Annotated in this window: 20 protein-coding genes and 1 tRNA gene; 11 read left to right on the top strand and 10 right to left on the bottom strand. The window is 64.8% G+C overall.

From position 1 onward, the window contains the following. The first annotated feature begins 19 nt into the window (after positions 1-19). From ACLMAL_RS37075 to der, 5 genes are all read left to right on the top strand, one after another. On the top strand, positions 20-913 hold the full coding sequence (locus tag ACLMAL_RS37075) for a segregation and condensation protein A (protein WP_412003327.1): 894 nt from the start codon (positions 20-22) through the stop codon (positions 911-913). Positions 914-1,107: 194 nt separating this feature from the next. After that, entirely contained in the window at positions 1,108-1,752 is a 645-nt protein-coding gene (gene scpB / locus ACLMAL_RS37070; protein WP_406239424.1) for an SMC-Scp complex subunit ScpB, read from the top strand. A gap of 9 nt (positions 1,753-1,761) precedes the next feature. Then, positions 1,762-3,393 carry a pseudouridine synthase gene (locus ACLMAL_RS37065; RefSeq protein ID WP_412003326.1) on the top strand — a complete coding sequence of 544 codons (1,632 nt, stop codon included), beginning with the start codon at positions 1,762-1,764 and terminating at the stop codon, positions 3,391-3,393. Positions 3,394-3,458: 65 nt separating this feature from the next. Further along, positions 3,459-4,136, top strand: a complete 678-nt coding sequence (gene cmk, locus ACLMAL_RS37060) for a (d)CMP kinase (protein WP_412003340.1) — start codon at positions 3,459-3,461, stop codon at positions 4,134-4,136. Next, positions 4,133-5,548 (top strand): ribosome biogenesis GTPase Der, encoded by a 1,416-nt coding sequence (der, locus tag ACLMAL_RS37055; RefSeq protein WP_328411912.1) that lies wholly within the window; start codon positions 4,133-4,135, stop codon positions 5,546-5,548. Before cmk ends, der begins: the two co-directional genes overlap by 4 nt. A gap of 408 nt (positions 5,549-5,956) precedes the next feature. Here der and ACLMAL_RS37050 read toward each other — a convergent pair whose 3' ends face one another. Further along, the gene (locus tag ACLMAL_RS37050) at positions 5,957-6,664 is read right to left on the bottom strand and encodes a hypothetical protein (protein WP_412003325.1); all 708 of its coding nucleotides are present in this window, start codon (positions 6,662-6,664) and stop codon (positions 5,957-5,959) included. Continuing rightward, complete coding sequence (locus ACLMAL_RS37045; protein WP_412003324.1) at positions 6,661-6,987, bottom strand: hypothetical protein; 327 nt, start codon at positions 6,985-6,987, stop codon at positions 6,661-6,663. Before ACLMAL_RS37045 ends, ACLMAL_RS37050 begins: the two co-directional genes overlap by 4 nt. Positions 6,988-7,256: 269 nt before the next feature. On the opposite strand from ACLMAL_RS37045, the gene ACLMAL_RS37040 reads away from it, so the two are divergent. The 6 genes from ACLMAL_RS37040 to ACLMAL_RS37015 all read left to right on the top strand — a co-directional run bounded on the left by ACLMAL_RS37040 (position 7,257) and on the right by ACLMAL_RS37015 (position 11,753). Then, positions 7,257-7,886: a L,D-transpeptidase gene (locus ACLMAL_RS37040; RefSeq protein ID WP_412003323.1), complete on the top strand. Its 630-nt coding sequence runs from the start codon at positions 7,257-7,259 to the stop codon at positions 7,884-7,886. Between the two features lie 179 nt (positions 7,887-8,065). Continuing rightward, complete coding sequence (locus ACLMAL_RS37035) at positions 8,066-8,911, top strand: NAD(P)H-binding protein (RefSeq protein WP_412003322.1); 846 nt, start codon at positions 8,066-8,068, stop codon at positions 8,909-8,911. A gap of 205 nt (positions 8,912-9,116) precedes the next feature. Further along, on the top strand, positions 9,117-10,106 hold the full coding sequence (locus tag ACLMAL_RS37030) for a helix-turn-helix transcriptional regulator (RefSeq protein WP_412003321.1): 990 nt from the start codon (positions 9,117-9,119) through the stop codon (positions 10,104-10,106). A gap of 20 nt (positions 10,107-10,126) precedes the next feature. Beyond that, positions 10,127-10,492, top strand: a complete 366-nt coding sequence (locus ACLMAL_RS37025; RefSeq protein WP_412003320.1) for a DUF3703 domain-containing protein — start codon at positions 10,127-10,129, stop codon at positions 10,490-10,492. Between the two features lie 334 nt (positions 10,493-10,826). Beyond that, on the top strand, positions 10,827-11,585 hold the full coding sequence (locus tag ACLMAL_RS37020) for an acyl-[acyl-carrier-protein] thioesterase (RefSeq protein ID WP_328411926.1): 759 nt from the start codon (positions 10,827-10,829) through the stop codon (positions 11,583-11,585). A 94-nt stretch (positions 11,586-11,679) separates the two neighbouring features. Beyond that, positions 11,680-11,753 (top strand) — tRNA-Pro (locus ACLMAL_RS37015). Between the two features lie 42 nt (positions 11,754-11,795). Here the strand turns inward: ACLMAL_RS37015 and ACLMAL_RS37010 are convergent. The 8 genes from ACLMAL_RS37010 to ACLMAL_RS36975 form a co-directional block, all read right to left on the bottom strand. Further along, a complete protein-coding gene (locus ACLMAL_RS37010) occupies positions 11,796-12,530 on the bottom strand; it encodes a tyrosine-type recombinase/integrase (RefSeq protein WP_412003319.1) in 735 nt (244 codons plus the stop codon). Positions 12,531-13,000: 470 nt separating this feature from the next. Next, on the bottom strand, positions 13,001-13,207 hold the full coding sequence (locus ACLMAL_RS37005) for a helix-turn-helix transcriptional regulator (protein WP_412003318.1): 207 nt from the start codon (positions 13,205-13,207) through the stop codon (positions 13,001-13,003). Between the two features lie 12 nt (positions 13,208-13,219). Continuing rightward, entirely contained in the window at positions 13,220-14,941 is a 1,722-nt protein-coding gene (locus tag ACLMAL_RS37000) for a replication initiator (protein WP_412003317.1), read from the bottom strand. A gap of 100 nt (positions 14,942-15,041) precedes the next feature. Continuing rightward, positions 15,042-15,485, bottom strand: coding sequence for a hypothetical protein (locus tag ACLMAL_RS36995; protein ID WP_412003316.1), 444 nt, complete (start codon positions 15,483-15,485; stop codon positions 15,042-15,044). After that, on the bottom strand, positions 15,482-15,727 hold the full coding sequence (locus ACLMAL_RS36990) for a hypothetical protein (protein WP_412003315.1): 246 nt from the start codon (positions 15,725-15,727) through the stop codon (positions 15,482-15,484). Before ACLMAL_RS36990 ends, ACLMAL_RS36995 begins: the two co-directional genes overlap by 4 nt. A gap of 44 nt (positions 15,728-15,771) precedes the next feature. Beyond that, a complete protein-coding gene (locus ACLMAL_RS36985) occupies positions 15,772-15,948 on the bottom strand; it encodes a hypothetical protein (protein WP_412003314.1) in 177 nt (58 codons plus the stop codon). Further along, positions 15,945-16,268, bottom strand: a complete 324-nt coding sequence (locus ACLMAL_RS36980; RefSeq protein ID WP_412003313.1) for a hypothetical protein — start codon at positions 16,266-16,268, stop codon at positions 15,945-15,947. Before ACLMAL_RS36980 ends, ACLMAL_RS36985 begins: the two co-directional genes overlap by 4 nt. Beyond that, positions 16,265-17,448 (bottom strand): FtsK/SpoIIIE domain-containing protein (locus tag ACLMAL_RS36975; protein ID WP_412003312.1); only part of this gene is annotated, 1,184 nt, incomplete at its 5' end. The genes ACLMAL_RS36980 and ACLMAL_RS36975, both read right to left, overlap by 4 nt.

Here is a 17,448-nt window from a genome sequence, read left to right as displayed (position 1 = left end):
GCCATCGTCAACCACGGAAATGCTCGGCTCGGAGTCTGTCGTCGGTACGGGCGATTCGGACCAGCAGACTGGATTCCATCTGCGGCTGAGCAATTTCCAGGGACCGTTCGATCTGCTGCTCACGCTGATCAGCTCGCGCAAGCTCGATGTCACCGAGGTGGCGCTGCACCAGGTCACCGATGAGTTCATCGCCTACACGAAGGCATTGACGGCGGCGCTGACGGCGAGTTCGGAGGGCGGCAAGCAGGAGGCCTTGCGTGCCGACAAGATCTTGGACCAGACCACCGAATTCCTGGTCGTCGCAGCCACGTTGCTCGACCTGAAGGCGGCCAGGCTGTTGCCGTCGGGGGAGATGACCGACGCCGAGGACCTCGAGCTGCTCGAGGCGCGCGATCTGTTGTTCGCGCGTTTGCTGCAGTACCGCGCGTTCAAGCAGGTGGCCGAGCTGCTCGGTGAGCTGGAGGCCGTCGCGCTGCGACGTTATCCGCGTGCGGTCGGGCTGGAGGAGCGCTTCGCCGAGCTGCTGCCCGAGGTTACGCTGGGGGTCGACGCCCACGAATTCGCTGCCGTCGCAGCCGCGGCGTTCCGGCCGCGCCCGGTGCCCAAGGTCGGCCTCGACCACCTGCACTCGCACGCTATCTCGGTCGTCGAGCAGGCCGCGATCGTGCTCGAAATGCTGAAACTGCGCGGACCGGGCGGCTGGACCACGTTCGGTGAACTGGTGGTCGACTGCGACGTGCCGATCCAGATCGTCGCCCGCTTCCTGGCCTTGCTGGAGCTGTATCGCGGCAAAACAATCGAGTTCGACCAGCCCGACCCACTCGGCCCGCTCTCGGTCAGCTGGATCGGTGACCCGAAGGACGACACCGTGCAGACGGCAGACGCCGTGACTATCGAGGAGGACTACGGGTGAGCGAGAACGGCGAGGCCACCGCCGACATTTCGGCGGGCGATGCGCGAGCCGCGGGTGCGATCGCCGACAACGACGGCACCGCCGACACCACTGGACCGAGTGGGTCGAGCGCGGATCCCGAGCGTGCCGACGCCGATGCCCCGCGAGCGAGGACTGCCAGCGAGCATGTCGGGAACGACTCCGAGAGCGACGCAGTGGCGCAGTTCACCCCCGAGTCGCTCGACGACGACGAATTCCGGTCGGCGCTGGAGGCCATGCTGCTGATTGTCGACGCTCCGGCCCCGGTAGAGTTGCTGGCAGACGCGTTGGCGGACACTTCGGCGCGGGTGGATCGCACGCTGCGGGAAATGTCGGCAGAACTGTCCGCGCGAGGTAGCGGTATTGATCTACGTTTCGTCGGGGACGGTTGGCGCTTCTATACTCGCAGCGAGTACGCGCCGTATGTGGAACGGATGCTGCTCGACGGCGCTCGGTCGAAATTGACGCGGGCGGCGTTGGAAACGCTGGCGGTGGTGGCATACCGTCAGCCGGTGACCCGAACCAGGGTCAGCGCGGTGCGCGGCGTGAACGTCGACGGGGTGATGCGAACCCTGCTGGCTCGGGGATTGATCGCCGAGGCCGGGGTCGACCCGGAGACGAACGGTACGCAGTACTGCACGACCGAGCTGTTCTTGGAACGGATCGGACTCCCGTCGCTGACCGATCTGCCGCCACTGGCGCCCCTACTTCCGGGCGTCGACCTGATCGATGAGATCAACGAGAGCCTGGACACGGATCCCCGTTACACCAGGCTGAGGAAACCAGCCGAGGCCGATTTGGACCTCGGCACCGAGGACTGACAGGACAACATGAATACGCCCGCTCGCCGAGATGGCACACCGGATCGTAGAAAACGAAGCGACCAGCCCACCAGAGGCGGCGCAGGCCGTGACGCAGGCTCCCGAGGAGCCCGTTCGGCACAACGGGGAGAAACACAGCGCGGAGCTTCCTGGGGAGGAAGTGAACGCGGATCTTCGCAGAGCGGGGGCTACCGCGGCAGTTCGCAGGGGGGTCAACGCGGGAGTTCACAAGCTGCGGGCGGCCATCACGGTTCGCCGCAGGGCGGCGGCTACCGGGGTGGCTCGCAGGGCGACGGTGGCTATCGTGGCGGTTCGCAGGGTGGTCAGCGTGGTTCGTCGCAGGGTGGCGGCTATCGCGGCGGCTCACAGGGCGAGGGCGGATACCGCGGCTCCTCCCAGGGTGGTGGCTATCGTGGCGGTTCGCAGGGTGGTCAGCGTGGTTCCGCACAAGGCGGCGGCTATCGCGGCGGCTCGCAAGGCGAGGGCGGTTACCGTGGTTCGTCGCAGAGCGGTGGTTACCGGGGTGGCTCACAGGGCGGTGGTTACCGTGGCGGTTCCCAGAGCGACGGTGGCTATCGCGGTGGTTCGCAGGGTGGTTCCGGTCAGCGTGGTTCGTCGCAGGGCGGTGGTTACCGTGGTGGTTCGCAGAGCGACAGCGGCTACCGTGGATCCGCGCAAGGCGGTGCCGCGCAACGTGGTTCGTCGCAAGGTGGCTACCGCGGCGCCTCGGAGGGCGGTGCCGCGCGGCGGCCCGCACAGTCTCCGACGGCTGGGGCGAGCCCACGCAAGGCCAAGAATCCGAAGCCGGAGCGCAAAGTTGTCGCGCCGACACTGTTGAACAACGCCAAGCCGGCCAAGCGGCAGCACGTCGAGCCCGTCGCCGAAGGTCACGTCAAACTGCCTGCGGGTGAAGGCGAACGGTTGCAGAAGGTGCTCGCCAAGGCGGGCGTCGCCTCGCGTCGCGCTGCCGAGGAAATGATCGAGCAGGGTCGCGTCGAGGTCGACGGCGCCATTGTCACCGAGCAGGGTCTGCGGATCGACCCGCAGACCGCCGTCGTCCGTGTCGACGGGACCCGCGTGATGGTGCGCGAAGAACTCGTCCACATCGCGCTGAACAAGCCGAAGGGCTGGCAGTCCACCATGTCCGACGACCTCGGACGTCCATGCGTCGGCGATATCGTCGCCGAGCGCATCGCGGCCGGGCAACGCCTGTTCCATGTCGGCCGGCTCGACGCCGATACCGAGGGCCTGCTGCTGCTCACCAATGATGGTGATCTCGCCCACCGGCTCATGCACCCCTCGTTCGAGACGCCGAAGACCTACCTGGCGACGGTGAACGGCGAGGTCAACAAGTCGATCGCCAAGCGTCTCAAGGACGGTATCGAGCTGGAGGACGGTCCCGCGAAGGTCGACAAGTTCCAGGTGCTCGAGCTGGGCGAGGGACGTTCCCTGGTGAAACTGGTGTTGCACGAAGGACGCAAGCACATCGTGCGCCGACTGCTCGATGCCGTCGGCCACCCGGTGACCCGGCTGGTGCGCACCAATATCGGTCCGGTCGCGTTGGGCGATCAACGGCCCGGCACGCTGCGTGTGCTCGGTCGCGATGAAGTCGGCAAACTGTATGAGGCGGTGTCGTTGTGAACGGTGTGGAGATTCCGGTCGAGGCCCCAGGGCAGATATCGGGCACTTCGCCACTTGTCGTCGCGATGGACGGACCTTCGGGCACCGGCAAATCCAGCGTCTCGCGTCGTCTGGCGACGCGGTTGGACGCCAACTACCTGGATACCGGCGCGATGTACCGCGTGGCGACGCTGCGCGTGCTGCGTGCAGGCATCGAGCTGACCGACACCGCGGCGATCGGTGCGGCCGTCAAGGAGTTGCCGCTGACGATCGGCACCGATCCGAGCCGGGAAGTCATCCTGCTCGACGGTATCGATGTGTCGTCGGAGATCCGCGGCGATGCCGTCACCAAGGCAGTTTCCGCGGTGTCCGCTGTGCCGGAGGTGCGTGATCTGTTGGTTGCTCTGCAGCGCGACATCACCTCCACGGCACAGCGAATCGTGGTCGAGGGCCGCGATATCGGTACCGTCGTGCTGCAGGACGCGGACGCCAAGATCTACCTGACCGCCTCGGCGGAGGCGCGCGCCGAGCGGCGCAACCAGCAGAACATCCGCGAGGGCCGCGGCGACGATTACGAGGCCGTGCTCGCCGACGTGCAGCGCCGCGACAACCTCGACTCCACCCGCAAGGTGTCGCCGCTGCGTCCCGCCGAGGATGCGGTGCTGGTTGACACAAGTGACATGAATATGGACGAAGTGATCGACGAGCTGTTTCGCGTTGTGCGCCGGCAGGTTTCGGCGAGCCGGATGGGAGGTGCCAAGTGAGCGAGGATGTTCTCGCTGGCGACGGCGTATGGAGCGATGAATCCGATTGGGAGATGGTCGATCTCGACGGTGAATTCGATCTCGACGCGCATATCCCGATGCCGACCCTTGCCGTGGTCGGCCGCCCGAACGTCGGCAAGTCGACGTTGGTCAATCGGATCATCGGCCGTCGCGAGGCGGTCGTGGAAGACATTCCCGGTGTCACCCGCGACCGGGTGTCCTACGAGGCGAACTGGTCCGGTCGCAAGTTCCTGGTTCAGGACACCGGTGGCTGGGAGCCCGACGCCAAGGGCCTGCAGCAGTCGGTGGCGCGCCAGGCCGAACTGGCCATGAGCACCGCCGACGCGATCCTGCTCGTGGTGGACGCGGTGGTCGGCGCGACCGCCACCGACGAAGCCGCGGTCAAGAAGCTGCGCCGGGCCAAGATCCCGGTGATCCTGGTTGCCAACAAGGTCGACGATCAGAAGATCGAATCCGAGGCCGCCGCCCTGTGGTCACTCGGTCTCGGCGAACCGCGCATGGTTTCGGCCGCACACGGTCGCGGCACCGGTGACCTGCTCGACGACGTGCTGGCCGTGCTCCCGGAAACCCCGCGTGAGGGTTCGGGCGGCACCGGCCCGCGCCGGGTGTCGTTGGTCGGCAAGCCGAACGTCGGCAAGTCCAGCCTGCTCAACAAATTGGCGGGCGACGAGCGCTCGGTGGTGCACGACGTTGCCGGCACCACCGTCGACCCGGTCGACTCACTGGTCGAGTTGGGCGGCAAGGTCTGGAAGTTCGTCGACACCGCGGGTCTGCGCCGCAAGGTCTCGCATGCCAGTGGCATGGAGTTCTATGCCTCGCTGCGCACCAAGTCGGCGCTGGAGGCATCCGAGGTCGCGATCATGCTGGTCGACGCCTCGCAGCCGATCACCGAACAGGATCTGCGGGTGATCAGCATGGTCGCCGACTCCGGTCGTGCGCTTGTGCTCGCCTTCAACAAGTGGGACCTCGTCGACGAGGACCGCCGCCTGCAACTCGATCGTGAAATCGATCGAGACCTGGTCCGTGTGCCGTGGGCGCAGCGGGTGAACATTTCCGCCCATACCGGCCGCGCCGTCCAAAAGCTTGTCCCCGCAATGGAAACCGCTCTGGAATCCTGGGACAAGCGAATCCCCACCGGCCGCCTGAACAACTGGCTCAAGGAAGTGGTTGCGGCGACCCCGCCGCCCATGCGCGGTGGCCGCCTGCCCCGCGTCCTGTTCGCCACCCAGGCGACGACGCGCCCGCCGACCTTCGTGCTGTTCACCACCGGCTTCCTGGAGGCGGGCTACCGGCGCTTCATCGAGCGCCGGCTGCGTGAGGAGTTCGGCTTCGACGGTTCGCCGGTGCGGGTATCGGTCCGCGTGCGCGAAAAGCGGGAGCGAAAGAAGTAGGCATTACGGCGACGAAAACGTTTGTCGCCGTTCCGCACTCAGAGGGGTGTAGGCCGATACGGCGTACGCCCCTCTGATCGCGACCGGGCCCTGTGGCCAGAAGTCTTTCGCGGCGACCGCTGTTACGTGGTTGAATATGCGGTCGGCTATCGGGGGAGGAGCTCGAGGTATGCGGTCTGTCGACGTCGCAGTACGCCACCCTGATGATGACCGCGGCGCAACCCCCGGGATGTCGGTCCGGCACACCGTAGCGCGACCGTTCCACGCGTCCTGGACAGAGTCTGTCCCATCGGAGGCCCGCGGCGGTGGAGGTTCGCGACCGCGAACATCGCGACCGGATCGGGTCGCGGGGGATGGGGCGACCAGTGCTGCGTTGTCCAGGTGCACGGTGAGCTGTTCGTGAGCCGCTCACGATGCTCGGCGTGTGGCGAATCGCGCGGGTGCGAGGAGCAGTGCTATGCCGGTCATGATCCGCCACCAGACGAAAGGATCTATCGCGAGTCGTTCGGCGGCGCCGGGTTCCATGCCAAGATGCGTGGTGGTGAGTCCGGCGACCACGCCCACGAGGCTCGCGGCGAGCAGCGCGAGAGTGATTGCGGTGTAAGCGCGATGCGACCAATAGAGGTAGGCGACTATCGCCATGATCGCAATACCGGTCAGCAATTCGAGGTACGCGCCCAGGGGATGCGCGACGGCGCGAAATCGGCTGCCGCCGGGTATTTCGCCCGAGCTGCCCGGGAAGGTGCCGACGAGGACCATGCCGAGGCAGTTGATCGCGGCCAGATACGGAAATGCCTTGCCGAGTGGAGTTTTCGGTAGTAACGGCGAGAGCAGGATGGCGGTGGCGAGTATGAGGATGCCGAGCAAGACGAACTCGGCGGACATCAGCGCATGCCACGGCGAGCAGATATAACGGCCGCTGAGTGCGCTGTCACCGTACTTGTGCATGTCACCGAGGCATTCGGGGACGCCGAGGTCGCTGATCATGTTCTGTGCCCAGCTATAGGCATGGGGTGCGGGCCAGCGTGACGCGACGATCAATTCGACGACGTAGTACGAGATCGTCAGGACAAGAAGGGCCGCACCGACTTTCCGGCGGGTGCTGGACGTGGTCATCGGTTGCACGTTGTCGACGTGGTGGGTGTGCCCGCGAAGCGGTCGTCGATTTTCTGCTCGGCGGCACCCGAGACCTCGGTAGGAGGTTTATCGGGTGCGGTCGGGATGTGGCGGATGCAGGTCGCCGCCGAAGTTGCTGCTGCGAGAGCCACTCCGCCGTTCGTCAGTGGCCGTTGTGCAGGCAACGTCCCAGGCCGGTCGGCTGCTCGGGCGCCTGTGGTGTCGATGGGGAACCTGGAACCGGTGGTCAGAATGGTGGTCCGCGCCGCCGTGGACAACAGCAGTGCCGGACTTGGTCGCAAGATCACTCGTTCCTTCGCCATGAACCGATCTTCGGTCTCGTCGACCCGTGATACGAACTCGGGTCGCAAGCGCGATCAGCACTCGATTACCACGGTAGCGCGCTCTTGCCGCCACCGTGTTCGGGCAGGTTGTTGTGCGGGGCAGTCGTGCGATAAACAAATCAGCTCCGACCAGTCGGAAGGTTTCACGGGTTTGCGCCGCTATTTGCCCCATGTGTCGATCTTGATCACTCAATTGGCGCGGTGAATATGAACGGAATGTCTCGCAAGGAGCGGGAATGCGGTTCACAATGATCTTCAACACCTCCAGATTGTTCCGAGCTTGTACCGACGAGATGGCCCCATCGCCCTGGCAGGCGGTACTCAGGGTGACGGGCAAGGGTAGAGAGGTCAGAAACGCCATGAGCAACAAGCGCTTACTCCAATGGGTAGCCCGATCGGTGATTTTCATCGGTGCTGCATCGGCCGGACTCGCCGTCATGGCCCCCGCGTACGCCGAACCATTGTGGCCGGGCGGCCCGGATATTCCTGGTCTACCAGCACTGATCCCGCCTGTTCCCGCTCCGGTCGTCGCGCCGTGCACCACCGAGGCGGCGCGAGTATGCATGCAACTCTCGACCAATCAGGCATGGCTGCTGGACAACGGCAAGGTGACCTACGGCCCGACGCCGATTTCGCATGGTAGACCGGGATATGAAACTCCTCCCGGCGTCTTCCGCGTCGCGTTCAAGAAGGAAGACCATTGGAGCACGATGCACAATGCGCCGATGCGCTGGGCCGTGTTCTTCAACGGCGACATTGCCACTCATATCGGACCGATCGAAGAACAGTCGCACGGTTGCATACGAATGACACCCGAGGGTGCCGAGACGCTGTACCACCATGTATCGCCCGGCGATGTAATCGAAGTCGTGAAATGACCCGGTGGCCCAATCGATCCCCGTCGGGCTTTGATATGGAAATTTCACGCACGGAACGCTCGTGATTCCTATAGCTATGACGAGTGTTCGGCTGTGCGTCTCCGTGACGTAGACGCACAGACATGGAGCCGAGTCTTTCGCCGATGGTCTGCTGATCCCCGTCCGGCTTGACTGGGAGCATGACAACAACGCAGAACCACACCGAAACCATCCTCGTCACCGCCGGCACCGGCAAGGTGGGTCGCCGCGTAGCAGAGCGCTTGGCCGCCAAGGGGTTTCCGGTCCGCATCGGGTCCCGCTCCGCGGAGATCCCGTTCGACTGGGAGGACCGCAGCACTTGGGCGTCGGTACTCCAGGGTGTGCACGGAGTGTTCCTCATGTACACCCCGGACATCGGGGATCCCCGCGCCGGTGACACCATCCGGGCGTTCAGCGAACTGGCCGTGGCGAACGGCGTCCAGCGACTCGTGCTGTTGTCTGCCCGTGGTGAAGACCAGGCCGCTCCGACCGAGCAGGCAGTGCGCGAGAGCGGCGCTGAATGGACAGTTCTGCAGGCCGCGTGGTTCAACCAGAACTTCGACGAGGGAGTCTTCACCGACATGGTGTTGGCCGGCGGCGTCGCCTTCCCCGCCGGTCAGGTCCTGGAGCCCTTCATCGACTCCGGCGATCTCGCGGACGTCGCGGCCGCCGCGCTGACCGAGGACGGACACGCGGGCCAGGACTATGAACTGACCGGCCCCCGACTGCTGAGCTTCGGCGACGCGGTCGACGCAATCGCGGCGGAGTCCGGTCGGAATGTCCAGTACATCCCCGTCACCGGCGCGCAGTTCGGCGCGGTGTTGACATCCGAGTTCGGGATGCCCGACGAAGAGGTCGCCGGCATGCTCGACATCTTTGCCACTCTCCTCGACGGACGAAACGCTGTGGTGACCGACACGGTCCGACGTCTCCTCGGCCGCGAGCCGATCGACTTCGCCGACTACGTGCACGACGCGGTTGCCTCGGGTGCCTGGAAGCAGGACTAGCTGGAATCGGCTCCTGCCGGTGCGCTGTGGGGAGCCTTCATGCGCTGTCACGAGACTTCACCCGCAGCCGAGCATCTTGCGCGGACGACCATCCGAGTCGCTCTCCTATCAGCTGTGGGAGAGCGGGCTCGGCCGTTGCGCGCATGTCAGGCTTCCGGGGCGGATTTCTCCTCCGCTGTGTCTGTCCAGGGCCGACACTGAGGGGATGAGCGAGGTCGCTGACGTGGATCCACATCGGTGGGCGGGACTGGCTGTGCTGCGTCCCGGTCTTCTGGTGATCACCGGTGCAGTGGGTGCAGCGGCCATGCATGCTCATCACACCGTGCAGGTGATCGCGACCCGTGCCGACATGGTATTCGAGGATGCGGTGGGGGAGCAGTTGGTCTGCCGGTCCGCTGTCATTCCGCCCGATGTGCCGCACGCGGTTGTGCGCGGCGCGGCCGATGGGATCCTGGTGCACATCGATCCGGAGTCCGCAGCGGGTTCGGAGCTGAGTAGGCGGCCGAATCCGCATGCAGCGGTGGGTAGTTGGGTCCGTGCTGGTCAATCCTTGTGTGTCCCGCAGCAACTGGCGACCCGCCCGCATCCGCCCGCAGGCAACGAGCCGCCAACAGGGATCGGCGGACCGAGCGAGGCAATGGGTGCAACGCCCAGAGAGCTCGATGCCATATGTACGTGGGTGAATTCGGCAGTGCGATCCGGCTCGGTGCGCCAACCGCCGCATTCGACCGTGCGCCATGGCACAGCGATGGAGTGGCTGCACGAGAGTGGTTCGAGTTTCGGGACGGGCGGTCCAACGCGTCATCCCGCGGTGTCCGAAGTGCTGCGCCTGCTTCCGGACCGGTTGAGCAGCGGCCCCATCCGATTCGCCGAACTCGCCGATGCGGTTCACCTGTCGGAAAGTCGACTGGCCCATGTCTTCTCCGCCGAGATCGGTCTGCCTTTCCGGCCCTATCTCCGATGGCTGCGGCTGCAGCGTGCCGTCGAACTACTTGCGGCGGGCCACGCACTGACCGCTGTCGCACACAGCGCGGGTTTCGCCGACAGCGCCCATCTGACACGCGTGTGCCGCAGCATGTTCGGCGCTCCGCCATCGGAGTTCCGCGGCATCCGCTGGGTCGCCGAGCTACCCGTCGGCTGGACAGCAGGTTTGTTCAAGCCACCCGATGCGCCGGTGGGCGAGTCTGGTTCATGACACCCCCGAGGAGGAAAACCATGGCTTCCCTTCCACCTACAGTCCGCGCCGCCTTCGAAGCTGAGCTGGAATCTGCCTACACCACAACAGATCTCGATGAAATGTGGCGCGCACTGGAACGCGCGCACATCCTGTCCCAGCGTTGGGCTTGGCCGCACACCCGCGCCCACTGGCACATGCTGCGCCTGGCTCTGCGCTGCCACGACCGCGGCGAAGCATTGGGTCAGCTGGTCCGACTGTCGGTAGCCGGCCTCGGTTCATCGGTCGGCCGCGTCCCGATCGGCAATACCGGCCGCGCCGCAGTCGGTATCACCACTCCCATGCCCATCCCCGCCGATTTGGCCCGAATCCTCGAACAGGGTGACGTCGAATTGTCCATCTCCTGACGGTGCGTGAACAGGGCCTGTTGTCCATTCCGCCGCACTGTGAATCGTTGTCCGGGCGGATGACCATCGGGCTTTCGCCACAGTGTTGGCGGCGGGGCAGTGCGCGAAGATTTCCACCGCCCGCGGTCGGGCTCTCAGCTTCGGGTATGTCTCCCGTCTATCGGGACAACCATCGGGTCAGAGGGTTCTCGTGCGGTGGCCGGAGCGGCGGCGGCGGCCAACGACGGACGACGGCGACGCACCTGAATGCAGACTGCTCCGAATTGCCCCCTATATCCCGACGCGAGCGGCTCGGAATGCGTGCTAACCGCCCCGACCTGGCATTATTCGGGTCATGGTCATTCCCAGCGTGCTGTCGGAGCGCCCTACTACCGTATCCCCGTTCCAGACGGGCTGGCCGGTGCGCCTCGCCGACACCGACAGCGACCAACGCCTGCGCCTCGACGCCATCGCCCGCTACCTCCAAGACATCGGCTTCGACCACCTCGACGCTGTCGAGGACGGCGACACCCACCGCGGCTGGGTCGTTCGCCGCACCGTCATCGACGTACTGAAGCCCATCGAATTCGGCGAATACGCCACCCTCCGCCGCTGGTGCTCTGGCCTCTCCAACCGCTGGTGCAACATGCGCGTCCAAATCTGCGGCAGCAAAGGCGGCCTCGTCGAAACCGAAGCCTTCCTCATCCACTTCGGCACCGAATCCGGTGTCCCCGCCCGCATGAGCGACCGATTCATGGCCCCCCTGCTCGCCAGCACCACCGAACACCGCCTCCGCTGGAAAGCCGCTCTCACCACCCTCATCCCCGCACCGGACGAACCCGGCGTCCACGAACTACCCTTCCCGCTGCGCATCGCCGACATCGACTGGTTCGACCACGTCAACAACGCCGTCTACCTCGGCGCCCTGGAAGAGCTCCTCGCCGCCCACGCCGACCTGATATCCGGCCCCCACCGCACCGTCATCGAATACGCCAAACCCCTCAAAGCAGGCGACAACGTCCGCCTCATCGGCCGTCGCAACGGCACCGCCCTCGACGTCTGGTTCGCCGTAGCCGACGACCCCCGAGCCGCCGCCCGAGTTACACCCCTGTAACTCCCGAACCCGCCCGCGACGCCATCAACCAGGCGATTCGGTGTCTCGCCCCTCTCTGAGGTAATCTTTTCGAGCGCCCGCATGCGGACGCAACCGGGATGTGGCGCAGCTTGGTAGCGCACTTGACTGGGGGTCAAGTGGTCGCAGGTTCAAATCCTGTCATCCCGACAAACAGAAAACCCCTTCCGACCAGCATCGGAAGGGGTTTTCTCATTCACCGACCACTCGCAGTTGGGGACCACGTGGGGACCGTAGGTGTTGTGAGAGCAGATTCCCGTCGTCGGTGAGCCCCTGCATATCGGGGTGGAGGTATCGCTGCGTTATCCGTGGGTCGGTATGCCCAGCGATCTTCTGGAGCCGATGCAGCGGCACGCCAGCGTCCGCGAACCAGGTCAATCCGGTATGCCGTAGATCGTGCCGACGCAGATGCTCATAGCCGAGTTTGGCCACCACGTCGTCCCAATGTGTGGCCCGCCGCAGTACACCGGTCGCGATCCTGCCACCTCGTGGTCCGACGAAGAGCCGAGCATCCGGCCGAGCATTGGCCGCCGCGATCCGCTTGAGTACCAGTGGTCGCAGCTCCTCGATGATCGGAATCCTTCGAGCTCGTTTACCTTTGGTGCCCTTGTCCTTCATGCCGCCAGGGCCAGGAGTCGTCTGGCGGCGCAGCGTCCACACCCACTGGTCGGTGTCGATGTCGGCCACGCGGCACCCCGACACTTCACCGATGCGGGTAGCGGTGCACGCCTCGAAGATCACCACGTCACCCCAGCATTGATACTTGTCCGTCGATGCATCGACGAGCGCCGCAGCGAGCTTGGTGAGTGTTTGCCAGTCGGGCAAAGCCAACGACCTCGGATCGTCCAGTTCGTCTTCGTGCCGTGCAAACTGGCGTTGCCACCCCACCACCTGCACCGGGTTACGGTCGATCAGTTCATCCCTCACGGCCTGGTCCATGACCCTCACCCAGGCGGCCAGCGTGTTCTTCACCGTCGATTTGGTGCACCCATCCGCGATCCAGATGCCGACGGCCCGATCAGCCACACCAGCCGTGATCATGGTGACCGGCAGATGACCCACAGTAGGCACAACCCGACGACGCCAGCCAGCGCGGTACGGATCGAGCGTTTTTGGCTCGACACCGCGAAACGCCAAGTCCAAATTCGCAGTCCCGTACTCAGCCAGAGTCGCCGTCGCAGCCTTCGGATCGACACCCCTAGCCGCAGCTTGCCGAATGCGATCTATCCACTCGTCCGCTTCCTCGCGAGTGTCGAACGCTTCCGACTTCGAGCACCGCTTTTTGGTGGTCGGATCGACCCATCGCACTCGAGCCCGGCAGGACTTCGCGCGGTCCCGGATCTCGACATCACCCCGAACCGGGACGCCGAGGAGGATCACCTGCACCTGATCAGCCATCACGCCGCCATGGGATCGACACGCTTGCTTTGCAAGTACGACTCCACATCGGCTGAGCTGTAGCGGACCACGCGATCGGACACTTGTACGAACGGCGGACCTTGCGGTGGGCGAGCAGTCCGCCAACGCCGCAAGCTGGACGCATCAACACTCAACATCCGAGCAACCTCCTCGGTTGTGTACCACCAGACTCCGTACGTCTCCATCTAGGTTCCTCTCTATGCTGCCGATCGCTGAATGGCCGAAATATCCTGTGGCACAACCATTTCTGGTGAGTAGCCGCCATCGTCTGGTGGTCCCTCGGTCATGGCGAGGCGGGCATTGGTGTACTCCGCGCGTTGGTTGATCCGGGCCGCGACAAGTGCCATGACCAGATGCGAACGAGGTGGTGCGTCCTTGTCGCCAGGCCCTACCGGGGTGATCCGCAGGTGCGAGGTATCCGGCTTGAGGATGCCGACGCGGGCGAGCTCGGCGCGCACGAAGTCGAGGCGATCGGCCTTGTGATCAGGGATCGTCTTGCCCGACCACTTGCCGGAGTTCAAGCAGCGTCGACCGGGCAGGCCGAGGGTGTCGCGGCGGTGTGCGTTGCCTTTGCACTTGCCGGGCTGGGTCTTCTCGTTGGCGCCCTTGGGGACGATGCCGTAGCGCAACCACACACCACACCGAGGCGAGCACGGAGTCTGCTGCAGCTCGGCGTGAAGACGGTCGTAATGCACCGCAACGCGAGTCGAGTCGGTCTCGAGGACTTCCCCGATGGACTTGGTCAGGTACTTCGTCAGATACCGAACCTTGGTGTCCATCTCTTCCGTGCGGCCGAGGATCTGCACCGCCTTGGACTGACCCCCGAACCTCATGGTGTGGGCTGGCTCGAGATCGTCCACGGTGTCCATCACCGCCAGGGCGTCATCCCAGTACGTCAGCGGCTTGTGAGTGCGGGGGTCGGTGAAAGTGCCGGCCGAATAGTCCCACTGCGGCATGTTCGCCTCGGTGTAGACCGGGGTGTCGAAGTGCGGCCACCAGATGTTGACGTAGGTTGCCGCGGTGACCTGATACAGCAGCTGCGAGGGGATCGAACCCCGGATAGCGATGTGCAGATGCGGAGCACCACGTTTCTGTGGTTCCACGGTTGCGAAGTATTGGACGTTCCAGCCGACAGCGCGGCGTAGGTTCTGCATCCACCGGTCGAACAACCGGGCGAGGTGGATGGTGTCGCGGGCCTGGCGGGTGTAGTCGTAGGACTGCGGGTCGCGCGGGGAACCGTCGGAGACCATCTTCCCGGTCTTGGGGTCGCGGACCTTGTTGATGTGCCCGTAGGAGTCCAGGGTGAGGGTGAAGAACGTCGAGGGCCGATGCTTGCCGTTCGCGTAGGCGGCGCCCACGGTCAGCGTCTTGTTGACCTTCTTGCGTGGCAGGTCGGGCACGTCGTCACGGCGGCGCGTGGACTTCGCTTTACGGCGCGGTTTCTCATCCAGAGCCGGGAGCCGTCCACGGACACCGAGTTCACGTAGCTCGACATCGAGGTCGGCCACCAGAGTCTTGATCGCGTCGGCGAGTTCGTGATCTCCGTCGCGGCGAGCGTCGTGATAGTCGGTGAAAAGGATCGCGCGTCCACCCAATACGTCCTGCTGGGCTTGGGTCGGTTCGGTCGTGGCGTCGACAGGTTCGTGTTCGGCACACCAGCCTTCGCGCAGCTGGGTCATGCGCAGGTAGCGGTTGGCTTTCGCGCAGGCCGGGCAGGTCGTGGCGTTGGTGGACTTGCAGGGGGCGCCGACGTAGGAGGTGCGGGAGGTGATCGGATCGAATGCCCGCATAGGCACAACCCGAGCGCACACGCCTTCCTTCTCCGCTGCGGATTCGGCGATGTCGTTGATGTCGGGCATCGCGCGTCGGTCGGCAGCGGTTTCCCGGTTGGGGGCGATGCCGATGATCGGTGCGGTCATAACGTGTTGTCCCCCTTCGTGTTTCGGAATCTGATTGATCAGTGGCCGGAGGCCGGATCGGGGGTGGTGTCCTCGGTCCGGCCTCCGTCGACCATGTCGGTCATGCCACGTCGTCCAAGTCGTTCGATAGCCCAGCGAACTCGGGTGAATCTTGTTGGTGAAGAACGATTTCCACCGTTCCCGGGCCGATGAGAGTGGCATCGCAACCGCGTACGCCGAAGGTGCCAGCGAGCTGAGTGGTGCGGTTTTCGTAGTCGGCGGGGCAGTGCCCGTCGAGCATCCGCACCCGAACCCGGTCGGTAGCCTCACCGATACGAACCGACAGCAAGCGCGGAACACGAGTGGCGCCGTCGTCGGTAGTGCGGGTGAGGCGGGCGGCGGTCATGAGGCGGGTCCAACGACGCCGGTAGCGATACCAGGCGAGATAGCGGGCACAGACCGGGGAGGCGATCCACCGCTCGAAGGTCTGCGGACTCCTGCCTCGCCACAGCACCATCCCCGCGATGAACACCCCGACCACCACGACCACCGATGTTGTAGTCATTTCGCCTCTCCAGGCACATCGCTTGTCGCCTGCTGGATTACGGCTTGCAGCACACCAACGACCGCGATGGCGTCATCTACAGTCATGGCCAGATGCAGCACAGCGGCGAAGTTGTGTTCCTTGTGCAAGGTCACCTGGACCTGCCGATCCTGCGTGGCGCCGGGAAGGTAGTTGGCAAATACCTCGCACGATTCGCGTAGATGCCCACGATCGGCGGAGACCAGCACCCGGTGAAAGTCCATGCCCCGCTCCGGCTTCCAATAGCCGTGTGAAGACTCGTGACTGTTCATGCCGCCCAGTCCCCACCGTCGTAGTCATCGGTGCCCCAGGCCGGCAGTGCGCCGGTTTCGGCGAGCAGGTGAACCGCGACCGTGACGGGATCGAGGCCACGGGCTTGCAGCTGGCAGCGGCGACGGGCTTGCAGGTCGATGACGTTGTCGTCGTAACGGCGGCTGGTGTTCATGACAGGACCTCGGTTTCGCAGATGCCACACACGGTGCACGTGCGGGAATGAGTGGTTTTGGTGAGCCGCCGCAGGGAGACACGACGCTCGGGAAAGGTGTGACCGTGTTCGGTGCAGCGGGCCGATGCTTGGCAGCCGTCGCAGACGACCTTGTCGCCGTCATAGATCCAGCCGACACAAGAAGGTCGGGCGTTGAGGTAGCCGACAGCCTGGTTGACCGTGTCGAAGCAGATGCCCTCAGCGGTGTTCTCGGTGTAGATGTCGCCGCAGCCGTCGCAGTAGATGACCACATGGCACTCCATGACAAACCCTGTCCTCATGCCGCACGCCCCTGAGCGAAGTCGGCCAGATCGACCGGACGAGGAACCGGCTTGTACTGCGCCACGATCCGATCCACATCGGCATCGGTGACCATGAACGCCCGAGCCCGCGAGAAACCGGCCTTGCCGTCTTCCTGGACGTAGCAAACGCCCGGTGTCGAGTGAGGTATGCGGTCGCAGTAGGAGCCGCGGTTACGGGCTCCCTGGCCGTGGATCATGGCGACCTGGCCGGTTTCGTCCATGCGCATGCCGACCCGATAGGGAAGCAATTGCCGTTGCGGCACATTCTCTTTCGACGGATCGATCACCGTCTCGATCACCGAATACAGCGGAGCGCGTCCCTGTGAGAGCAGTAGGCCGTGAGCCTGTTCGAACCGAGCCTGCATCTTCGGGGAGAACGCCGAGAGGGTGGCGGCCTCGTCGATGATCGTGACCACGAGAGGGTTCTGCGGTGTCGGAACGGGTTTGCGGACCTTGCCCCGGTAGCGTTGGGTGGCCTCTTGAAGATCCTTGACGGTTTCTTCGAGCAGGCCGACCATTTCCTCTTCGCCGGTGCAGGCGAACCGGGTGCACAAAGGTTCCAGGTATCCCAGCTCCATTCCGCCCTTCGGGTCGATCACCCGCAGATCCACCCGACCGGAGCGGATCGCCGGACCCATACCGTTGACCAGCGAATACAACACACTCGACTTACCCGAGCCCATACCGCCGCCGACCAGGATGTGACGGCCCTGAATCGGAACAGTCCAGTTCTGGCCGTCCTCGAAAACCCCTGCGACAACCGCTTCCAAGTCCACGTGATCAGGGACTTCCACCGGTAGCGGGACCGGGGCGCCCAGGGTGTCGTGCACCCTGACCTGAATGCGGATGAATCCGGGAAACGATGACAGCGCGGTGACTTCGGGGACGCCGATGTATTGGGCGAAGGCGTCGAGGGTGTTCTGATCTGTCCAGTCGCTTAGTTTGTGTCCGCCGCGCATCTGCACGTCTACATCCAGCCCGTATGCGGCGTACTCGACATCCAGGACCGTTGGGAAGCCGTCTTTGATCGAGCCGAGATCCAGTTCACGCCACAGCATCAGCTCTTGCTGGCGATCGCAGAACACCAGGATCGAAGCTTTCAATTCGGCCGGTGCCGCAGCCACCCAATCCGCGACCGTCTCCACGCGCGGAACTGGCT

This window comes from Nocardia sp. CWNU-33, from assembly GCF_046764895.1.
In the GTDB taxonomy this organism is placed as follows: domain Bacteria; phylum Actinomycetota; class Actinomycetes; order Mycobacteriales; family Mycobacteriaceae; genus Nocardia.
The sequence above is the reverse complement of the archived record's forward strand: the minus strand, read 5'-3'. Positions and strand labels throughout refer to the sequence as shown.